The organism is Tenacibaculum lutimaris, assembly GCF_003610735.1.
GTDB classification, from domain to species: domain Bacteria; phylum Bacteroidota; class Bacteroidia; order Flavobacteriales; family Flavobacteriaceae; genus Polaribacter; species Polaribacter lutimaris.
The window spans coordinates 170,026-185,994 of sequence record NZ_RAQM01000010.1 but is presented as its reverse complement, the minus strand read 5'-3'; the positions used below and the strand labels follow the sequence as shown (position 1 = coordinate 185,994).

Sequence of the window (15,969 nt, the reverse complement as noted above, 5' to 3'; positions counted from 1 at the left end):
CAGGATTTTTTTGATTTTATGCTGTTTGTGATTTAGTAACTTACGTAATCAACAATTTCTAATCCGTAACCAATCATACCCACACGTTTGGTTTGTTTGGTGTTAGAAACTAAGCGTAGTTTATGAATGTGTAAATCGTGTAAAATTTGAGCACCAATACCAAAATCTTTGTTATCCATTACCACATTCGGAGCTTTCATTTCTCCTTTCGCTTGGTTTTCTTTCAACACACGAAGTCTGTTTAATAAGTTTAATGCTTGCATTTGTTGGTTAATGAATAAGATAGCACCTCTACCTTCATCATTAATAACCTTAAACATTTGGTCTAGCTTTTTATCAGCATTATTGGTAAGTGTACCTAAAATATCGTTGTTAACTAAAGTTGAGTTTACACGAGTTAAAATAGGTTCGTTTTTACTCCAAGTTCCTTTGGTTAAAGCAATATGAACTTGGTTGTTAGTCGTTTGTTGGTATGCACGTAAGCGGAAATCACCAAAACGCGTTTGAATATTAAAATCTTCTTTCTTTTCAATTAAAGAATCGTGCTCCATACGATAGGCTACTAAATCTTCAATAGAAACGATTTTTAAATCGAATTTTTTAGCAACCTCTAATAGTTGAGGTAAGCGCGCCATAGTACCGTCTTCATTCATAATTTCAACGATAACTCCGGCAGGTTGTAAACCAGCTAAACGAGCAAAATCAATAGCAGCTTCGGTATGTCCTGTTCTACGCAATACACCGCCGTTTTTAGCTTTTAGCGGAAAAATATGCCCTGGCCTAGCTAAATCAAAAGGTTTGGTATCTGGATTTATTAAGGCTTCAATAGTTTTAGCTCTATCTGAAGCAGAGATACCAGTAGTAACTCCATTTCCGCGTAAATCAACAGAAACGGTAAAAGCAGTTTCCATAGGATCGGTATTGTTGCTAACCATCATACCTAGTTCTAATTCTTTACAGCGAGTTTCGGTAAGTGGCGTACAAATTAATCCACGACCATGGGTTGCCATAAAGTTGATCATTTCAGGAGTAATTTTTTCAGCCGCTGCTAAAAAGTCACCTTCATTTTCACGATCTTCATCATCAACAACGATAATAACTTTCCCGTTTTTGATGTCTTCTATAGCTTCTTCAATTGTATTTAATTGAATATTTGTTGATGCTTGTGTTGTCATTATTTTGTTGTTTTCTCTTTTTTAGAGAATATGTTTTTTACAAAGTTTCGTATTGGGGCTAAAAAACTATTAATGTCGAATAATCCTTTGTCTTTAGTAGCTCTAATAGTTAAAGTAATAGCCAAAGGTAGCATTAAAAATACACTTAACCAAGCTCCAATAATTGCTGTTAGTGAGCTTTCTTCTGCTAAATTTCTTCCAAAGGTATTTGAGAAAAAGTAGAGAACATAAATAGCAATTGCTAAAATCATAGGTAATCCCATACCACCTTTTCTAATAATAGATCCTAGTGGAGCTCCGATAAAGAAAAGTAATAAACAAGATAAAGAAAATGCGACTCTATTGTAAAATTCAATATCGTATAAGTTTAAATATTTTCGTCTATTCTTTAAGGTTTCTTTGTAATCTGTATTATTGTTTATTGTGCGCTCTAATTTAGAGGTTGCAGTGATAAGAACATTTTGTTTTTCTCTTAAGTCAAAATTATCGAGAATATCTACTGAAAGTTTTTTGTTAATTAATGAATCTGGATATTTGTATAAGTCTTCTACATCAATACCTAAAAATAGATTTTTAGCTCTACTAGTAATATACTCATCATAATTTTGTTTCATGGTTGGCAAGGTATCTTTTAACTGAGCCAAACTTAGCATATTGTATTGCGTTTTGTATTTTTCTTCCTCAAGATCGTCATCACTAAAAGAAGAAATATCAATATTGATAGTGTATTCATCAAAATTAGCATAGGATGCAGGCATTTTTTCTCGTTCTTTAAAAGAAGCACCATTTTTTATATGGTGTTCAAAAAAATGACCATCTTTCAAAATCAAAGTCATATAGCGGCTACCTTCTTCTGAAAGAATTTCTCCTCTTTTGGCTGTAATGATTTTATTGTTTCCTCTTTTAGAGGATAAATCGTAAATCATTACTTCTTTTAAAAGGTTGTCTTCTTCTCCGTATTTTTCTTTAAACTTTATTTGAAAGTTAGGAAGTTCGGTATTAAAACTTCCTGCAACTAAAGCAATAGCAGGTTGTTTCTTTTTTATATTAACCTTCATGTTAAGCTGTTTAAGCATAGCATAAGGGTATACGTAATTGAGAAATAAGAAGTTAATTCCACTTAAAAAAATAGCAAGAAAAACAATTGGACGTACCATTCGCTGTAAAGAAACACCAGCAGATTTTGCTGCAGCAAACTCGTAGTTTTCAGATAAACTACCTAGTGTCATAATAGAAGAAAGTAATACTCCAATAGGTAAGGCTTGTGGAGTTACTATTAGCGTAGTGTACCACAAAAATTTTAAGACTATTTCAACGCTAATACCTTTACCAGCAAGGTTGTCAAAAACTAACCATAATGCCTGCATTACCAACACAAATAAGATGATAAAGAAGGTTGCTAAGAAAGGTATTAAAAAGCTTTTTAGTATATATCTGTCTAGTGTTTTCACAGATGCAAAGGTAGTAGGTTAGTGGCATATAAACACAAAAGTTTTGTTAATGATTTTAATAGCAAATCATTGACAAAACTTTGTGTAATTTTTTAATCGATATAGTAACCTTGTTTAGTGTATTTAGTTCTATCAAAAGAAAAAAGTTTTTCTGAAATAGGTTGGTTACTTTTAAACTTGGTAATAGTAAACGTAGTTTCAGCACCGTTAGAACCTATTTGAGTAAGTTTGTAAATGTGCTTTGTTTTAGCATCAATACCTAGCTGTACTTTTACAATATCAGAATTGCTATCAATAGGAGTTAAGTTAATGTACTGAACATTGCGTCCATTACTGTTTTTTAGTGCACCCATGGTGTAATTGTAACCTTCCTTGTAAAAAGTCAATAACTTAGAAGGATAAATAAACCCATCTTCTTCTTCAATATTACCATTGGTAATGGTTACTTCTTTTTCGTCTTGATTGATTACAACTAATTTTTTTCCGTCAAAAATAAAAGTGTTTCCTAAGTAGTCTAAATTATATTTTTCTCCAGATAAGGTTATTTCTCCTCTAATAGGTGGGTCGTTAGTAATACCTGCAGCTTTGTTTACTAGCGATGAGTTAAAACCTATCACCATGTTTTTATAAGCTCCCATTTTAGAAGATACTTCATCAAGCAATTTTTTTGCTTCAGAAGATTTCGATTGTCCCATAGCACTTATGCTAATACATAATCCAATAAATAATAATCCTATTTTTTTCATCGTCTTTCTAATTTCCACTTTCGGAATAGTTTATAATTATTAATTCTTTTCGTTTTCTAGTAATTGCTCTAGAGCAATTAAATCGGTTACTAAAACTTGTCTTGCTTTACTACCTTCAAAAGGTCCCACAATACCAGCAGCTTCTAATTGATCTATTAATCTACCTGCTCTGTTGTATCCCAATTTCAATTTACGTTGCAATAAAGATGCCGAACCTTGTTGTGCAGTTACAATTATTTCAGCAGCGTCATTAAATAATTTATCTCTGTCTGCTATATCAATATCAAGATTTGTGCCACCTTCTTCACCTACGTATTCTGGTAATAAATAGGCTTCAGGATAAGCACGTTGAGAACCTATGAAGTCAGTGATTTTTTCTACTTCAGGGGTGTCAACAAAGGCACATTGTATACGTGTAATGTCATTTCCTCCTGAATATAATAAGTCTCCTCGTCCAATTAATTGATCAGCTCCAGGAGCATCTAAAATTGTTCTAGAATCAATTTTTGAAGTTACTCTAAAGGCAATCCTAGAAGGGAAGTTGGCTTTGATAATACCTGTAATAACATTGACCGACGGACGCTGTGTAGCTACAATTAAATGAATACCAATGGCACGGGCTAATTGAGCTAATCGAGCAATAGGAGTTTCTACTTCTTTACCAGCGGTCATAATTAAATCGGCAAATTCATCAATAACTAACACGATATAAGGTAAAAATCGATGTCCGTTTTCAGGATTTAATTTACGAGCTTTGAATTTAGCATTGTATTCTTTTATGTTTCGAACCATTGCTTCTTTTAATAAGTCGTAACGGTTGTCCATTTCAATACATAACGAATTTAGGGTATTAACAACTTTCGTAGTGTCGGTAATAATAGCATCAGATTCATCAGGTAGCTTTGCTAAATAATGACGTTCTATTTTGTTGAATAATGTTAATTCTACTTTTTTAGGATCGACCAATACAAATTTTACTTCTGCAGGATGCTTTTTGTATAAAAGTGATGTAAGAATAGCATTCAATCCAACTGATTTACCTTGCCCTGTAGCACCTGCCATTAATAAGTGAGGCATTTTAGCTAAATCGACAATAAAGGTTTCGTTAGAAATGGTTTTTCCTAAAGCAATAGGAAGTTGCATTGGTGATTCTTGGAATTTCTTTGATGAAATTACCGAGTGCATAGAAACGGTGGTTGCTTTCTTGTTGGGTACTTCAATACCAATAGTTCCTTTTCCAGGAATTGGGGCAACAATACGAATTCCTAAAGCAGACAGTGAAAGGGCAATGTCATCTTCTAAATTCTTAATTTTTGAAATACGAACACCAGCTTCTGGTACAATTTCATATAACGTAATTGTTGGACCCACCGTAGCTTTAATTTGAGCTATGCCAATTTTGTAGTTTTTTAAGGTTTCTACAATTTGGTTTTTATTAGCTTCTAATTCGTTAGGGTCAACTGAAATACTTTCATTGTATTCTTTAAGTAAGTTAAAGGTTGGGAATTTGAAGTTACCTAGCTCTAAAGTAGGATCAAATTCTCCAAAATCTTTTATTAGTTGATCCGATAAATTTTCGGTGACACTTTTTTCTTCTGCAATTTTTTCAATAGCTACTTCAACTTCGTTTTTACTTTCTTCAGAAACTTTAAGAGTAGGTTCTTTTGTTTGGTTTATGTCTAAAGAAATTTCTTCTGTTTCTTTTTTTTCTGTATTGTTTACATCAGAATAATTTGAAATAGTAGGTTGTAAATTTTCTACAGATAATTCGAAGTTAGATTTATCTGTTTTTGGTTCTATAGTCTCAGAATAGTCTTCTTCTACTATAGTAGAGTCATCTTGAGTTGTGGTGGTTTTTTCATTAAAAATAGCTTTACTCTTCTCTTTTTGACTTTTTACTTTTTCGCTAATCGCTTCAGGTGTGATACTAAAACGGATGATTAAATAAGCAACAAAAAAGAATAACAATAAAATAGTTAAACCTGTTTTGCCTAAAAATGTTTGTAAATATTCATTCAATTCAAAACCAATAACTCCAGATAGTAAAGCATTTTCTTTTTCTACAAATCCTAGTGAAGTAGAAAACCAGAGCATAATTAAAATCCCCCAGTTCCAAGAGGTGATAATACGCTTTAAATTTGTTTGTAATAAAATACGAGCACCTGTTAAAAATAAGGTTATGGGAATAAGAAAAGCACCTAAACCAAAACCTTTATATACAAAAAAGTTACTTAGTTTAGCGCCTATTTTGCCTAATAAATTTTTAGTTTGAACAGTTCTGTCTGCAAACTGGGTTAAAGTACTTTGATCTTCTTGCCACGAAAAGAAAAAAGAGATAAAAGCAACAGTTAAAAAGATAGAAAACAGTAATAGAAAAAAACCTAGAATAGTTTGATTTTGTCTATTAGAAAAAAAGGAATCTATTCTTTTAAAAATAGATATTTTAGGTTGTTTTTTTTGAACAGTTGTCTTTTTTTTTGCCATGTATTTTTGTTAGAAATAAATTGAACGCTACAATATAGCTATTATTTTAGGAAGGTAAATTATCCCTGCTATAATTAAAGATGCTGTTGCTGCAAAAGCAGGAGCTCCAGCTGCAATATCTTTTATAAAACCTATTTTCTTATGATAATTTGGATGCACAAAGTCAGCTACTTTTTCAACAGCAGTATTTAAAGCTTCGGCTACTAAAACAATACCTATGGCTAAGGATTGAAACATCCATTCGGTAGCAGATATGTTAAAATAAAACCCGAAGATAGTAGCAATCAAAGCAAATGTGAGCTGAGCTTTTATACTATCTTCTGTAGTTATTAATAACCACATTCCTTTTAAAGCAAATTTAATACTACGTATGCGTCCTTTTAAAAAGCCGTCATTAGGGTTCTTCATAAGTTTTTAAAGTACGTTTAATGCAGCTTCATAATTAGGCTCGTCAACAGTTTCATTTACTTGTTCTGTGTAAGTAATATTTCCATTTTCATCAATAATAATAACAGAACGAGAGTGTAAACCTGCTAAAGGTCCTGTGACAATTTCTAAACCATAGTCTTTACCAAATCGACCAGCTGCAAAATCAGATAGCATAACTACATTTTCAATGCCTTCGGCACCGCAAAAACGCCCTTGAGCAAAAGGTAAATCTCTAGAAATACATAAAACTTTAGTGTTTTCTAGGTTAGCAGCCTTTTTATTAAATTCTCTTACTGAGGTAGCACACGTTCCTGTATCAACACTAGGAAAAATATTAAGAATTAAACGTTGCCCATTAAAATCACTTAAGTTTTTAACAGATAAATCAGTTGCAACTAATGAAAAATCAACTGCTTTAGTTCCGGTTTTAGGTAGATTACCTATTGTTTCAATAGGATTTCCTTTTAGTGTTATTGATGCCATTTTATTCCAATTTTAATAAAAATCAAAGGTAGTTAAATAAATTAAAAAATGAAGAAGATAAAGTTGGAGCACCTTTAAAAAACTTATCTTCGCAGCTTGAAAAAAAGGATAGAAATTGAATTTACAACAATATACTTCGGAGTTTAAATATAACTTGAAACTTGCAGCGCCAGTAATGTTGGGAATGCTAGGACATACGTTTGTAAGTTTTATAGATAATATTATGGTGGGGCAACTTGGAACAGCTGAATTAGCAGCAGTTTCATTAGGAAATAGCTTTATGTTTATAGCAATGTCGTTAGGTATTGGTTTTTCTACCGCTATAACCCCTTTAATAGCAGAAGCAGATTCATCAAATAATTTTGATCAAGCAAAATCAGCTTTTAAGCATGGGCTTTTTTTATGTACGATGATGGGAATTATGCTGTTTTTAGCAGTATTCTTTTCCAAACCTTTAATGTATTTAATGAAACAACCTGTAGAAGTGGTTGAGTTGGCAATACCATATTTAGATTTGGTAGCTTTTTCATTAATCCCTATGATTGTTTTTCAAGCATTTAAACAATTCAGTGATGGTATGTCGATGACGCGTTACCCAATGTATGCAACATTAATTGCCAATGTGTTAAATGTATTGTTGAATTATTTATTAATCTACGGAAAATTTGGTTTTCCTGAGTTAGGAATCGTAGGTGCTGCTTACGGAACCCTACTATCAAGATTTGTAATGGTAACTTATTTATGGTGGCTGTTAAGTAAAAAAGAACGTTCAAAACGCTTAGTAACCAATATTAAATTTTTTGTTTTAGATACGTTAATGCTGAGAAAAATTATAAGTTTAGGTACACCGAGCGCCATGCAAATGTTTTTTGAGGTAGCTATTTTTACTGCAGCTGTTTGGTTAAGTGGATTGTTAGGAAAGAATCCGCAAGCAGCAAATCAAATAGCATTGAACTTATCTTCTATGACATTTATGGTAGCAACAGGTTTGAGTGTAGCTTCAATGATTAGAGTAGGAAATCAGAAAGGGTTACAAGATTATAAAGAGTTAAGAAGAATAGCATTTTCTATATTTTTCTTAGGAACTATTTTAGCCGTTATTTTTGCTACTTTCTTCTTTGTTTTTCATAAATCATTACCAAATTTATATATGGATTTAAGCGATGCTGAAAACTATGTAGATAATATGGAAGTAATGAGTATTGCAGCTAATTTATTAATTGCAGCAGCTATTTTTCAAATTAGTGATAGTATACAAGTAATGGTGTTAGGGGCTTTACGTGGTTTACAAGACGTTAAAATTCCTACATTAATTACGTTTATATCGTATTGGGTTGTAGGTTTTCCTATTAGTTTTTATTTCGGAGCAGCAGAAAGGTATGGTAGTTTTGGAATATGGCTAGGATTGTTAGCAGGACTAACTACCGCTTCAATTTTACTTTTTATACGATTTAATAAATTAACTTTACAATTGATTAAAACCAAACATAATGAACTTACCTAAATTTTTATTAGCAGATAATAGCAATCATCCAGAAGATATTTTTGTTTTACATACTGAGTATCCTCGTTTTTTAATCAATTTAAAAGATGATGAAATAGAGTGGTTTGAAGACTTGTCTGATGAAAACGAACAAGATTTAGCGAATGAACTTGAAGGACTTATTGAAGCAGCAGGTTTATTTTATGATGCTGAAATGGAAGGACTGGAATAAAAGCTATTCTTCTAGGAAATCAATAGGATTTAGATAAAACATTTTTTTCCATCCTTGTCTGTCTGAATCAATCTTCCATACATAAGGAATTAAAGTGATTATAGAATAGTGTAGGTGGGGAGATTTCCCCACAGCATTTCCACTAGTTCCCACTGTTCCAATTTCCGAACTATTATTTACAAAAGTTAATATAGATGTTTTCACTTCTTCTAAATGTGCGTAGTAGTGTAATCTTCATTTTGGACCTAGAATAACTACAATATTTCCTCCCATACTTATTTTTCCAGAAAATAAAACGAGTCCATTAGTTGAAGATGTAATTTTAGTATTTTTCTTAGCAAAAATATCAATTCCTTTGTGGGTAACTGATTTTCCCCATGGGTAATACCAAAATGACTTTTGATTATAATCAGATTTGATAGCTCCATCAACAGGCATTTTTAAGTTTTGAGGAATTAAAAAGCCTGTTAATAGAATTATAAAAAGAATAAGTGTTCTTTTTTTTATTTTAATTGCTCTTACCACCAGAGTTCTTTTTCTTCTTCTTTCCAAAGAATTAATCTGAAATCTTCGTGATGATTTCCATTACCTATTGTGTGCGTATCCCTATGTCCTTTACCTAGCTTTAATTTGTGAACAAACCCAGTGTAAGAACCTACCCATAAAGTTTGTTCATCATCAGAAATAGCGATACCACTTATGGTAGACCCTAAAAAATGCCTCCAAATACAGTTTCCATTTTTGTCAAACGCTTTAATATACCCGTATGCATCTCCTAAGATATAGTAATCTTTAGTTGTTGTACCAACATAAACTCTCATTTCATCATCAATAACTTTAAAGTTATCGGCTTCATTTACATAAGATTCAACTTCTATTCCATTTAAGTTATCAGCGTCTACGCCAATAGTGATTCCATTGTAAAAATGGCAAGAATTTGTAATAAGTTGCTTGTCGTCTTTAGAAAAAAGACAAAAATGAGGATAAGAAGACTGTGGACCTATTTCTCCAATTTGATTTCCTTCGCTGTCCATTACTCGATGGTCAAAAGATTGATCGCCTACTACAATATATTGATTGTTATTTGATAAAGTAGCGTTTTCCATAGCTATGTATGAGTCCCATTCTTCATCTTCTAAATCAGGCTCAGGATGTATCATGTTTATTGTGTTTTTAGAAACAAGATATATCCCTTCAGAAGTAGTGACAAGTACTTTTTTACCATCATTAAAAGGCGTCATATTTGAAATGCCTAATTTATTTATGTCACCTAATTCAAATGTTTCGATAATCTCTCCATCCCATTCTTTACGAGTAATTAATACATTAGATGTTTTAATTGCAAAAATATTATTTTGATGAGATTTTCCAATAGCTTCAATAGTATCGTCTAATTTGATTAGTGTTTTATTGTTTAGAATATATGCTTGTCTCTTTTGATATGAGCTACCAACAATGAAAACAATTTTTTCGTTTTCAATAAAACATAGTTGTTCAATGCTTTGTCCTTTCTCTTTAAAATATTTTATTAACGGAGTATGAGCGGGTGGATATTGTTTTCTGAACTCTTCAATATGCCCAGTTTTATTGGCTTCTCTTAACTTTTGTACCACGACATCAGCTAAATGGTCACGGTTGTCTTCTGGTTCTTTACCTTTCCAATTTTCCCAACCATGTTCCTCCCCAAAAGCAACCATTTTGTTAACCTCAGTAGCATATGTTTCGCCAATGTTGCACCATTCTTGTTGTATTTCTTTATCGTTTGTTTTACTAGTTTCCATTATATACTTTTAATATGTTTTTTACTTTCTTAAAGCCAGTCAGCTTCAATTCCTTTTTCTTGAAATTCTTCTAATAAAGAATCATTTTCGCTATAAAGAAGAGAAACACTTTTTAGGTTGGGTAGTAATGTAGAGTCAACAGCAGAATTCACACTAAATACATCATCTTCACCGTCCCAAAAAGGGATAATTTGACCATAGATTTCTTCACCACCATCCATGTGTAGCTCTTCAATGTTTTTAACCATTTCAGAAGTGATTTCTAAGGTTTTAAAATATTCTAATACCTCGGGAATTACTTCATAGCCTTCTTCTTCAATAATATTATAAGCTTTTGAAGAAGTTAAGTTTCGTTTCTTTTCAATAAATTCATATACGTCTAATTTAGGTTGTAATACCTCTTGAACGTACATTAACTCGTTAATTACCGCCAGTTTAAAGTTTAATTCTTTAAAATTTAATTGATTGCTCATAGTCTGCTTTTTTATTAGTAAGGGAGAAGTGTAGAAAACACTTGATAGCTTTTGGGGTGAAATTATTTATAAAAGAAAAAGTAATTGATATGAAATTTGTTAAAAAAAATATAAGTTTGGTTGGTGAGAAGTTGAAGTTGTAAAAGAAACGCAATAGTGATTGTTTTTCACTATTGCGTTTTAGGTTTATTTAGTTATTTGATGTGTCCAAAAAGCACCACTAATGTCTGTTATTTTTACGGTATATGTTCCGTTAGAAAGCTGTGAAAAAACTTGATTACTGAAAGTCATTTTAGCTTTGGCTCCTAAAGGAACGACCAAGCTATGTTTGCCTGGTTTAATTTTAGCAACATAATAGTTTGATATGTTTTGATCAGCTAACGAAGCTAACTCTTTTTGAGTGTACTGAACAATAGATTTATTATTTTGATCCAATACTTCAATAGCGATAACCCACGATCCGTATACATCAACACCTTCTGTTCTAAAAACGTCAAAAGAAAGTGTATCGTTGTTAATTTTACCTTCTGTTATTTCTAATTTAGGTTTAACTGACTTGTTATGAAGCGTCCCCCAAACTCCACCATGAAACACTTGATTGGTAAATAACGTCATTCCTAAAATTGCTAAGGAACCTATTAAAACAAACCTTGGAAAAATATTGTTTTTAATTGGTAAAATTCCTGACCCTAACCATGCAAACCATTTTTTATTAGTGAAGGAAAAATTATTCTTCATAAAGTAGTTATCTAGCGAGTACTTACCGCTTCCTGTTAAAAATAGTACATATCCTGTTGCGATTCCAAGGACACCAATTTGCCATTCGTCAAGGCAGGTTGTTCCAATCCAACCAGAACCCAAAAGAATTCCCATTGCTAAACCAAATACACCAATACTCATTATCCGTGTAAATAAACCAAAGATGATGAAGAGTCCTACAATACCTTCAATTATGGTAAATATTACCATATTTAACCATAGGATGTCTGGATTTTCTACTAAATATTGAATTAGAGGCTTAATACCTAATGCATTTGGAAGAAAATGGTTGAACTTCTCTCCGATGTATCCTGCTACTTCAGGATCTAGTTTGTTTGCTAAAATAGTTCTTCTCCAAAAGGCAGAGAAGTAGGTCCACCCAATAACTAATCGTATTGCCAGCGCCAAAAGCCCTGAATCATTTTTTATATTGTTGCTTATCATAATATTTTGTTTTGGAATTAAAGCTGATGCTATTTTAAATTTGAAGCATAGCTGATGAACTACATAAAATAGTATTATGTAGATTATTATTTTTAATTGTTAGGGAGGGAAGGTTTAAAGAGAGACTTTAAAGTTTTTAAACAAAATATAAAGAGGGATAGAAGATGATCTAAATCTCTTTTTTTGATAATTAGTTTGTTTACTCGGTAAGCTTTCAATAAAATAAAAAGAGAAGTTAAAAGCTCTAGTTAGAAAAACTGGTAAAATTTTGATAGAAGATGCTACTTGTATTAATGAAGCATCTGTAATTTTACTATCATAACAACTTATTTGGTTGTATGTTGTTTGACTTTTATTAGAAACCTCTGTTTGCGGAACGTTAAGTTCTGCTTGTACAAAGTTTCTAACCTTACAAGGAGAAAATAGTAATAAAAAAATCAACCCTATTATAGGAAATAGAGTTGATGTATTTGATATTTTAGTAAGCTTTCTCACGTTGTAAACTTATAAAATAAACTAAGTAGTATTTGTTATAGTTTTCTTAATAAAGTTATTGTATTTGTAAGTGCTCCATTTTTTTTCCTGTTAAAGTTTTCTCTCCAACAATGTCAAAACCTAGTTTTAAATAGAGTTTTTTAGCATTAGGGTTATCTTTATCCACAAGAAGTCCTAGCGTTTCATTTTGTTTGTAAACATATTCATCAATTAAAAAGTAAAGCATTTTAGATCCAAGTCCTTTACCTTGATAATTAGGGTTTACACCAATACAATCTATGTAAAATTCACCTTTTTGAGTTTCATCTTCACATTGAAAAGATTTGTTAAACATAGTTTTTATTAAAGAAGCTACAGGGTGTCTTAAATCTTCCAAATTAGCACCATTATAAACATTTGCCATAGCAATAACGTTGCTGTTATCTTCAATTACATAGCAGTTTTCATAAGAGTATTGATTGTTTTTTTGAGTAATTAATTTCCTTAGGAAATCAAGAGCTTTTTCTGTAGACTTTTCTCCTATGAACTCGTACACAATATCTTCCATAGCCAACATCATATAAATAGCAATTTCTTTAGAGTCTTGTGGAGTAGCCTTTCTAATAATCATCTTAGTTTTTTTAGCAAAGGTATTCATAAAGAATAATAGACTAGAGAAGAAACAAAAGAATAGGAAATTTTTAACAAATGAATTAGTTTCTAACTAATCGAACACTCATGCCAAATGATTTTCCTTTATGTTCTTTAGTGTAAGTTATAATTTTTTCTCTGTTTCCAGACACAGCAAACCCTTTTTTAAAACTCATGTAACTAGCTGTATTTTTATTTGGTGTTGTTGAACTCCAAAAAGCATAAACTCCTTTACCCCAGAAGGAAGTGGAATCTACTTCAATGTAATGTTTCTTATAATATTCTCGATCTTTTGTGTTTTTATTAATAGACCGATACTCTTTTATAGTTGGCACTCTCCAGTCGTTGAACCCCGCATAGTTGGTAGAGTTCATCTTTTGTTGCCATTCAAAAATTTCATTCCAATTACTTAAAAACCTTTTTTCGATCGAGCTAAAGTCTTTTTTCATCCAAATTAAGTTTGTTGTAGTGTCCAACATAATTAAAGTAGAGTCAATAGGATTTTGATTTATCTTTTTAGGTTTACTCGTAATTATTTCTTTTTCAGTTTCAGTTTTGTCAAAGTTCTCTTTTTTTGAAATTGTACACGAGAGTAAGTTAAATAACAGTACAAAAGCAATTAGTTTTTTCATGTTTTTTTTTAATTGAAAACTATTTTTTAGCTCTTTCTACCAATTCTAACTGTTCTATTTTGGCTTCAGTCGTGAATAAACCGTAATTGATAAATGCTTTTTTCTTTTCTATTTTGTCAATCGTACCCACGGCATTACCATCAATCAAACGTACCCTATCATTTACTTTAAAAATATAAGCAGCTTTTTCTTGTGCTATTTTTTCCGCTTCTTTTTTCTTTTCTTCTCGTACTTTTACTACTTTTTGAAGTACTTCTTTCTCTACTTCTTTAATGGCTTCTTGTTGCTTTTGTGCAGCTACTTTTTCTTGTTGTTTTTCTGTTTTAGTTTTCTTTTTAGGAGGATTCTTTTTTAAGTGTTTTGTTTTTTCAGCAGTAACCCATTTAAAAAAGTTGGTAGATAATTCCTTTTTATTGTTGGTTTGGAAATATTTATTCAACAATTCGTTTATCTTTCTACCTAAAGTAAGCATACGTTGATTGTTATCGTATAACTCTTGAAAACCTTCTAGTTTTTCACGAATTCTTAATTCTTTTTCTTGAAGATTTTCAATATGTTCTTGCCCTTTCGATTTTTGTTTGTTTAAACTTTCAGAAGTTTTTTGCAAACGGTTTCGTTCTTTTTGAAGTTTAGAAATAGTTTTGTCTAAACGTACTTTTTCAGTTTCTACACGTTTTTTAGCTCTGTTAATTAAGCTATATGGAATTCCGTTTTTTTGTGCTACCTCAAACGTAAAAGAACTTCCTGCCTGTCCGATATATAATCTGTATAAAGGTTCTAAAGTACGTTCATCAAACTGCATGTTGGCATTGGTAACATTTTCTAGTTCATCTGCTAATACCTTTAGGTTAGCATAGTGCGTGGTTATAATTCCGAAGGCTTTTTTCTCGTAAAATTCTTCTAAGAAAATTTCAGCTAAAGCACCTCCTAATTCAGGATCGGAACCCGTACCAAATTCATCAATTAAAAATAAGGTGTTGTCATTACATTTTCTTAAGAAATAACGCATGTTTTTTAATCGATAGCTATAGGTGCTCAATTGATTTTCTATAGATTGATTGTCTCCGATATCTGTTAAAATCGTATTGAATAATGTTGTTTCACTACGTTCATGAACAGGAATCAATAATCCGCTTTGTAACATTAGTTGTAGTAAACCTATTGTTTTTAATGTAATACTTTTTCCTCCAGCGTTTGGACCAGAAATAACAATGATTTGTTGTTTTTCGTTTAGTTCAAGGGTTTGCGGTATGGTTTCAATATTTTTAGCCTTGTTTTTTTGCCATAAAATAGGGTGGAAAGCATCCTTTAAAAACACCTTTTTTTCTTTAGTGATTTTTGGTAATAAACCGTTGATACTTTTTGCATACTTAGCTTTAGCACCTACAACATCTATATGTGTTAAAAAGTTAATATACTCGTTTAAAAGTGGTGTATAAGGTCGTATTTCAGTAGCTAAGGCTCTTAAAATACGAACAACTTCTTGTTTTTCTTCGTATAATAAGTTTTGTAATTCTCTACTATAAGCTAGCGTAGCTTGTGGAGCTATGTATACAATATTACCAGATTTAGATGAACCTAATAAACTACCTTTAACTTTACGTCGGTGCATTGCCAAAACAGCTAATACACGTTGGTTGTCGATAACAGTTTCTTTAATATCGTCTAAATATCCACTTGATAAGTTTTTACTTAAAGCACGCGAAAAACTTTCTGATATTTTTCCTCTAACAGCACCAATATCCTTACGTATTTGTTTTAAAGTAGCAGAAGCATTGTCAGCAACTTCTCCGTATGGAGTAATAATTTTTTTAATATTGTCAACAATAAACGAGGTGAACTCAATTTCATCACTCAAAATGAATAGAGAAGGGTAGTAGGTCTCAAATTTCTTTAGAAACTTTTTTAGCTCGTTTACTGTTTCAGAAACTGCAGCTAATTTTAAAAATCCGTCAGTTTCTAAAAAACTATTTTCAATAGCAAGTCGTTTAATTTCTTCAGAAATATTTTCAAAATAATGATTAGGAATTCTGTTTTCGTTTTCAAAAGAAGCTAAGTATTCGTTGACCATGTTTAATTCGAAAAATAATTTTTTCTTATTTAATATAGGCTGAATTAGCATGGTTTTGTCTTTCCCTAAAGAGGAGATACAGTGTGTAGCAACTTGTTCTAAAACTGTTGTGAACTCTAAATCTTGAAGTGTTTTTTCTGAAATACTCGTTTTCAAATTTCTATTTTTGTTTTTTTAATGTCACATCGAGTAAAATTACTT

At 31.4% G+C, this 15,969-nt stretch carries 16 protein-coding genes; 2 read left to right on the top strand and 14 right to left on the bottom strand.

Going from position 1 to position 15,969, the window contains the following annotated elements; translation table 11 throughout:
* Nucleotides 1-32: 32 nt before the first annotated feature.
* The 6 genes from ribB to tpx form a co-directional block, all read right to left on the bottom strand.
* Nucleotides 33-1,175, bottom strand: a complete 1,143-nt coding sequence (ribB, locus tag C8N26_RS11175; protein ID WP_028892691.1) for a 3,4-dihydroxy-2-butanone-4-phosphate synthase — start codon at nt 1,173-1,175, stop codon at nt 33-35.
* Nucleotides 1,175-2,626: an LptF/LptG family permease gene (locus C8N26_RS11170; protein WP_120187354.1), complete on the bottom strand. Its 1,452-nt coding sequence runs from the start codon at nt 2,624-2,626 to the stop codon at nt 1,175-1,177. Before C8N26_RS11170 ends, ribB begins: the two co-directional genes overlap by 1 nt.
* A 92-nt stretch (nt 2,627-2,718) precedes the next feature.
* On the bottom strand, nt 2,719-3,372 hold the full coding sequence (locus C8N26_RS11165) for a LolA family protein (protein ID WP_120187353.1): 654 nt from the start codon (nt 3,370-3,372) through the stop codon (nt 2,719-2,721).
* 39 nt (nt 3,373-3,411) lie between these two features.
* Nucleotides 3,412-5,856, bottom strand: a complete 2,445-nt coding sequence (locus C8N26_RS11160) for a DNA translocase FtsK (protein ID WP_120187352.1) — start codon at nt 5,854-5,856, stop codon at nt 3,412-3,414.
* A gap of 27 nt (nt 5,857-5,883) precedes the next feature.
* Nucleotides 5,884-6,264 (bottom strand): diacylglycerol kinase family protein, encoded by a 381-nt coding sequence (locus C8N26_RS11155; RefSeq protein ID WP_120187351.1) that lies wholly within the window; start codon nt 6,262-6,264, stop codon nt 5,884-5,886.
* A gap of 6 nt (nt 6,265-6,270) precedes the next feature.
* Complete coding sequence (tpx, locus tag C8N26_RS11150) at nt 6,271-6,768, bottom strand: thiol peroxidase (RefSeq protein WP_120187350.1); 498 nt, start codon at nt 6,766-6,768, stop codon at nt 6,271-6,273.
* Nucleotides 6,769-6,883: 115 nt separating this feature from the next.
* Here tpx and C8N26_RS11145 point away from each other — a divergent pair, with 115 nt between their 5' ends.
* Both C8N26_RS11145 and C8N26_RS11140 read left to right on the top strand, forming a co-directional pair.
* Entirely contained in the window at nt 6,884-8,272 is a 1,389-nt protein-coding gene (locus C8N26_RS11145; protein ID WP_028892685.1) for an MATE family efflux transporter, read from the top strand.
* Nucleotides 8,259-8,483: a hypothetical protein gene (locus C8N26_RS11140; RefSeq protein ID WP_028892684.1), complete on the top strand. Its 225-nt coding sequence runs from the start codon at nt 8,259-8,261 to the stop codon at nt 8,481-8,483. The genes C8N26_RS11145 and C8N26_RS11140 overlap by 14 nt, the downstream gene beginning before the upstream one ends.
* Nucleotides 8,484-8,486: 3 nt before the next feature.
* On the opposite strand, the gene C8N26_RS13570 is transcribed toward C8N26_RS11140, so the two are convergent.
* The 8 genes from C8N26_RS13570 to C8N26_RS11100 form a co-directional block, all read right to left on the bottom strand.
* Nucleotides 8,487-8,687: a hypothetical protein gene (locus tag C8N26_RS13570; RefSeq protein ID WP_211327804.1), complete on the bottom strand. Its 201-nt coding sequence runs from the start codon at nt 8,685-8,687 to the stop codon at nt 8,487-8,489.
* Nucleotides 8,688-8,717: 30 nt separating this feature from the next.
* Nucleotides 8,718-9,008 (bottom strand): M23 family metallopeptidase, encoded by a 291-nt coding sequence (locus tag C8N26_RS13565; protein ID WP_211327803.1) that lies wholly within the window; start codon nt 9,006-9,008, stop codon nt 8,718-8,720.
* Nucleotides 9,002-10,264, bottom strand: coding sequence for a WD40 repeat domain-containing protein (locus tag C8N26_RS11130; protein WP_120187349.1), 1,263 nt, complete (start codon nt 10,262-10,264; stop codon nt 9,002-9,004). The genes C8N26_RS13565 and C8N26_RS11130 overlap by 7 nt, the downstream gene beginning before the upstream one ends.
* Nucleotides 10,265-10,293: 29 nt before the next feature.
* Nucleotides 10,294-10,737 (bottom strand): DUF6892 domain-containing protein, encoded by a 444-nt coding sequence (locus tag C8N26_RS11125; RefSeq protein WP_120187348.1) that lies wholly within the window; start codon nt 10,735-10,737, stop codon nt 10,294-10,296.
* A 186-nt stretch (nt 10,738-10,923) separates the two neighbouring features.
* Nucleotides 10,924-11,940, bottom strand: a complete 1,017-nt coding sequence (locus C8N26_RS11120) for a TQO small subunit DoxD (protein ID WP_120187347.1) — start codon at nt 11,938-11,940, stop codon at nt 10,924-10,926.
* Between the two features lie 550 nt (nt 11,941-12,490).
* The gene (locus C8N26_RS11110; RefSeq protein WP_028892681.1) at nt 12,491-13,045 is read right to left on the bottom strand and encodes a GNAT family N-acetyltransferase; all 555 of its coding nucleotides are present in this window, start codon (nt 13,043-13,045) and stop codon (nt 12,491-12,493) included.
* Nucleotides 13,046-13,127: 82 nt separating this feature from the next.
* Entirely contained in the window at nt 13,128-13,697 is a 570-nt protein-coding gene (locus C8N26_RS11105) for an Lcl C-terminal domain-containing protein (RefSeq protein ID WP_120187345.1), read from the bottom strand.
* 19 nt (nt 13,698-13,716) lie between these two features.
* Complete coding sequence (locus C8N26_RS11100) at nt 13,717-15,924, bottom strand: endonuclease MutS2 (protein WP_120187344.1); 2,208 nt, start codon at nt 15,922-15,924, stop codon at nt 13,717-13,719.
* Nucleotides 15,925-15,969 lie beyond the last annotated feature (45 nt).

What these genes read in the sequence shown, in the direction of transcription:
- ribB (WP_028892691.1), bottom strand. Translation starts at nt 1,175, where the DNA reads ATGACAACACAAGCATCAACAAATATTCAATTAAATACAATTGAAGAA.
- C8N26_RS11165 (WP_120187353.1), bottom strand. Translation starts at nt 3,372, where the DNA reads ATGAAAAAAATAGGATTATTATTTATTGGATTATGTATTAGCATAAGT.
- C8N26_RS11160 (WP_120187352.1), bottom strand. Translation starts at nt 5,856, where the DNA reads ATGGCAAAAAAAAAGACAACTGTTCAAAAAAAACAACCTAAAATATCT.
- C8N26_RS11155 (WP_120187351.1), bottom strand. Translation starts at nt 6,264, where the DNA reads ATGAAGAACCCTAATGACGGCTTTTTAAAAGGACGCATACGTAGTATT.
- tpx (WP_120187350.1), bottom strand. Translation starts at nt 6,768, where the DNA reads ATGGCATCAATAACACTAAAAGGAAATCCTATTGAAACAATAGGTAAT.
- C8N26_RS11140 (WP_028892684.1), top strand. Translation starts at nt 8,259, where the DNA reads ATGAACTTACCTAAATTTTTATTAGCAGATAATAGCAATCATCCAGAA.
- C8N26_RS11130 (WP_120187349.1), bottom strand. Translation starts at nt 10,264, where the DNA reads ATGGAAACTAGTAAAACAAACGATAAAGAAATACAACAAGAATGGTGC.
- C8N26_RS11125 (WP_120187348.1), bottom strand. Translation starts at nt 10,737, where the DNA reads ATGAGCAATCAATTAAATTTTAAAGAATTAAACTTTAAACTGGCGGTA.
- C8N26_RS11120 (WP_120187347.1), bottom strand. Translation starts at nt 11,940, where the DNA reads ATGATAAGCAACAATATAAAAAATGATTCAGGGCTTTTGGCGCTGGCA.
- C8N26_RS11110 (WP_028892681.1), bottom strand. Translation starts at nt 13,045, where the DNA reads ATGATTATTAGAAAGGCTACTCCACAAGACTCTAAAGAAATTGCTATT.
- C8N26_RS11105 (WP_120187345.1), bottom strand. Translation starts at nt 13,697, where the DNA reads ATGAAAAAACTAATTGCTTTTGTACTGTTATTTAACTTACTCTCGTGT.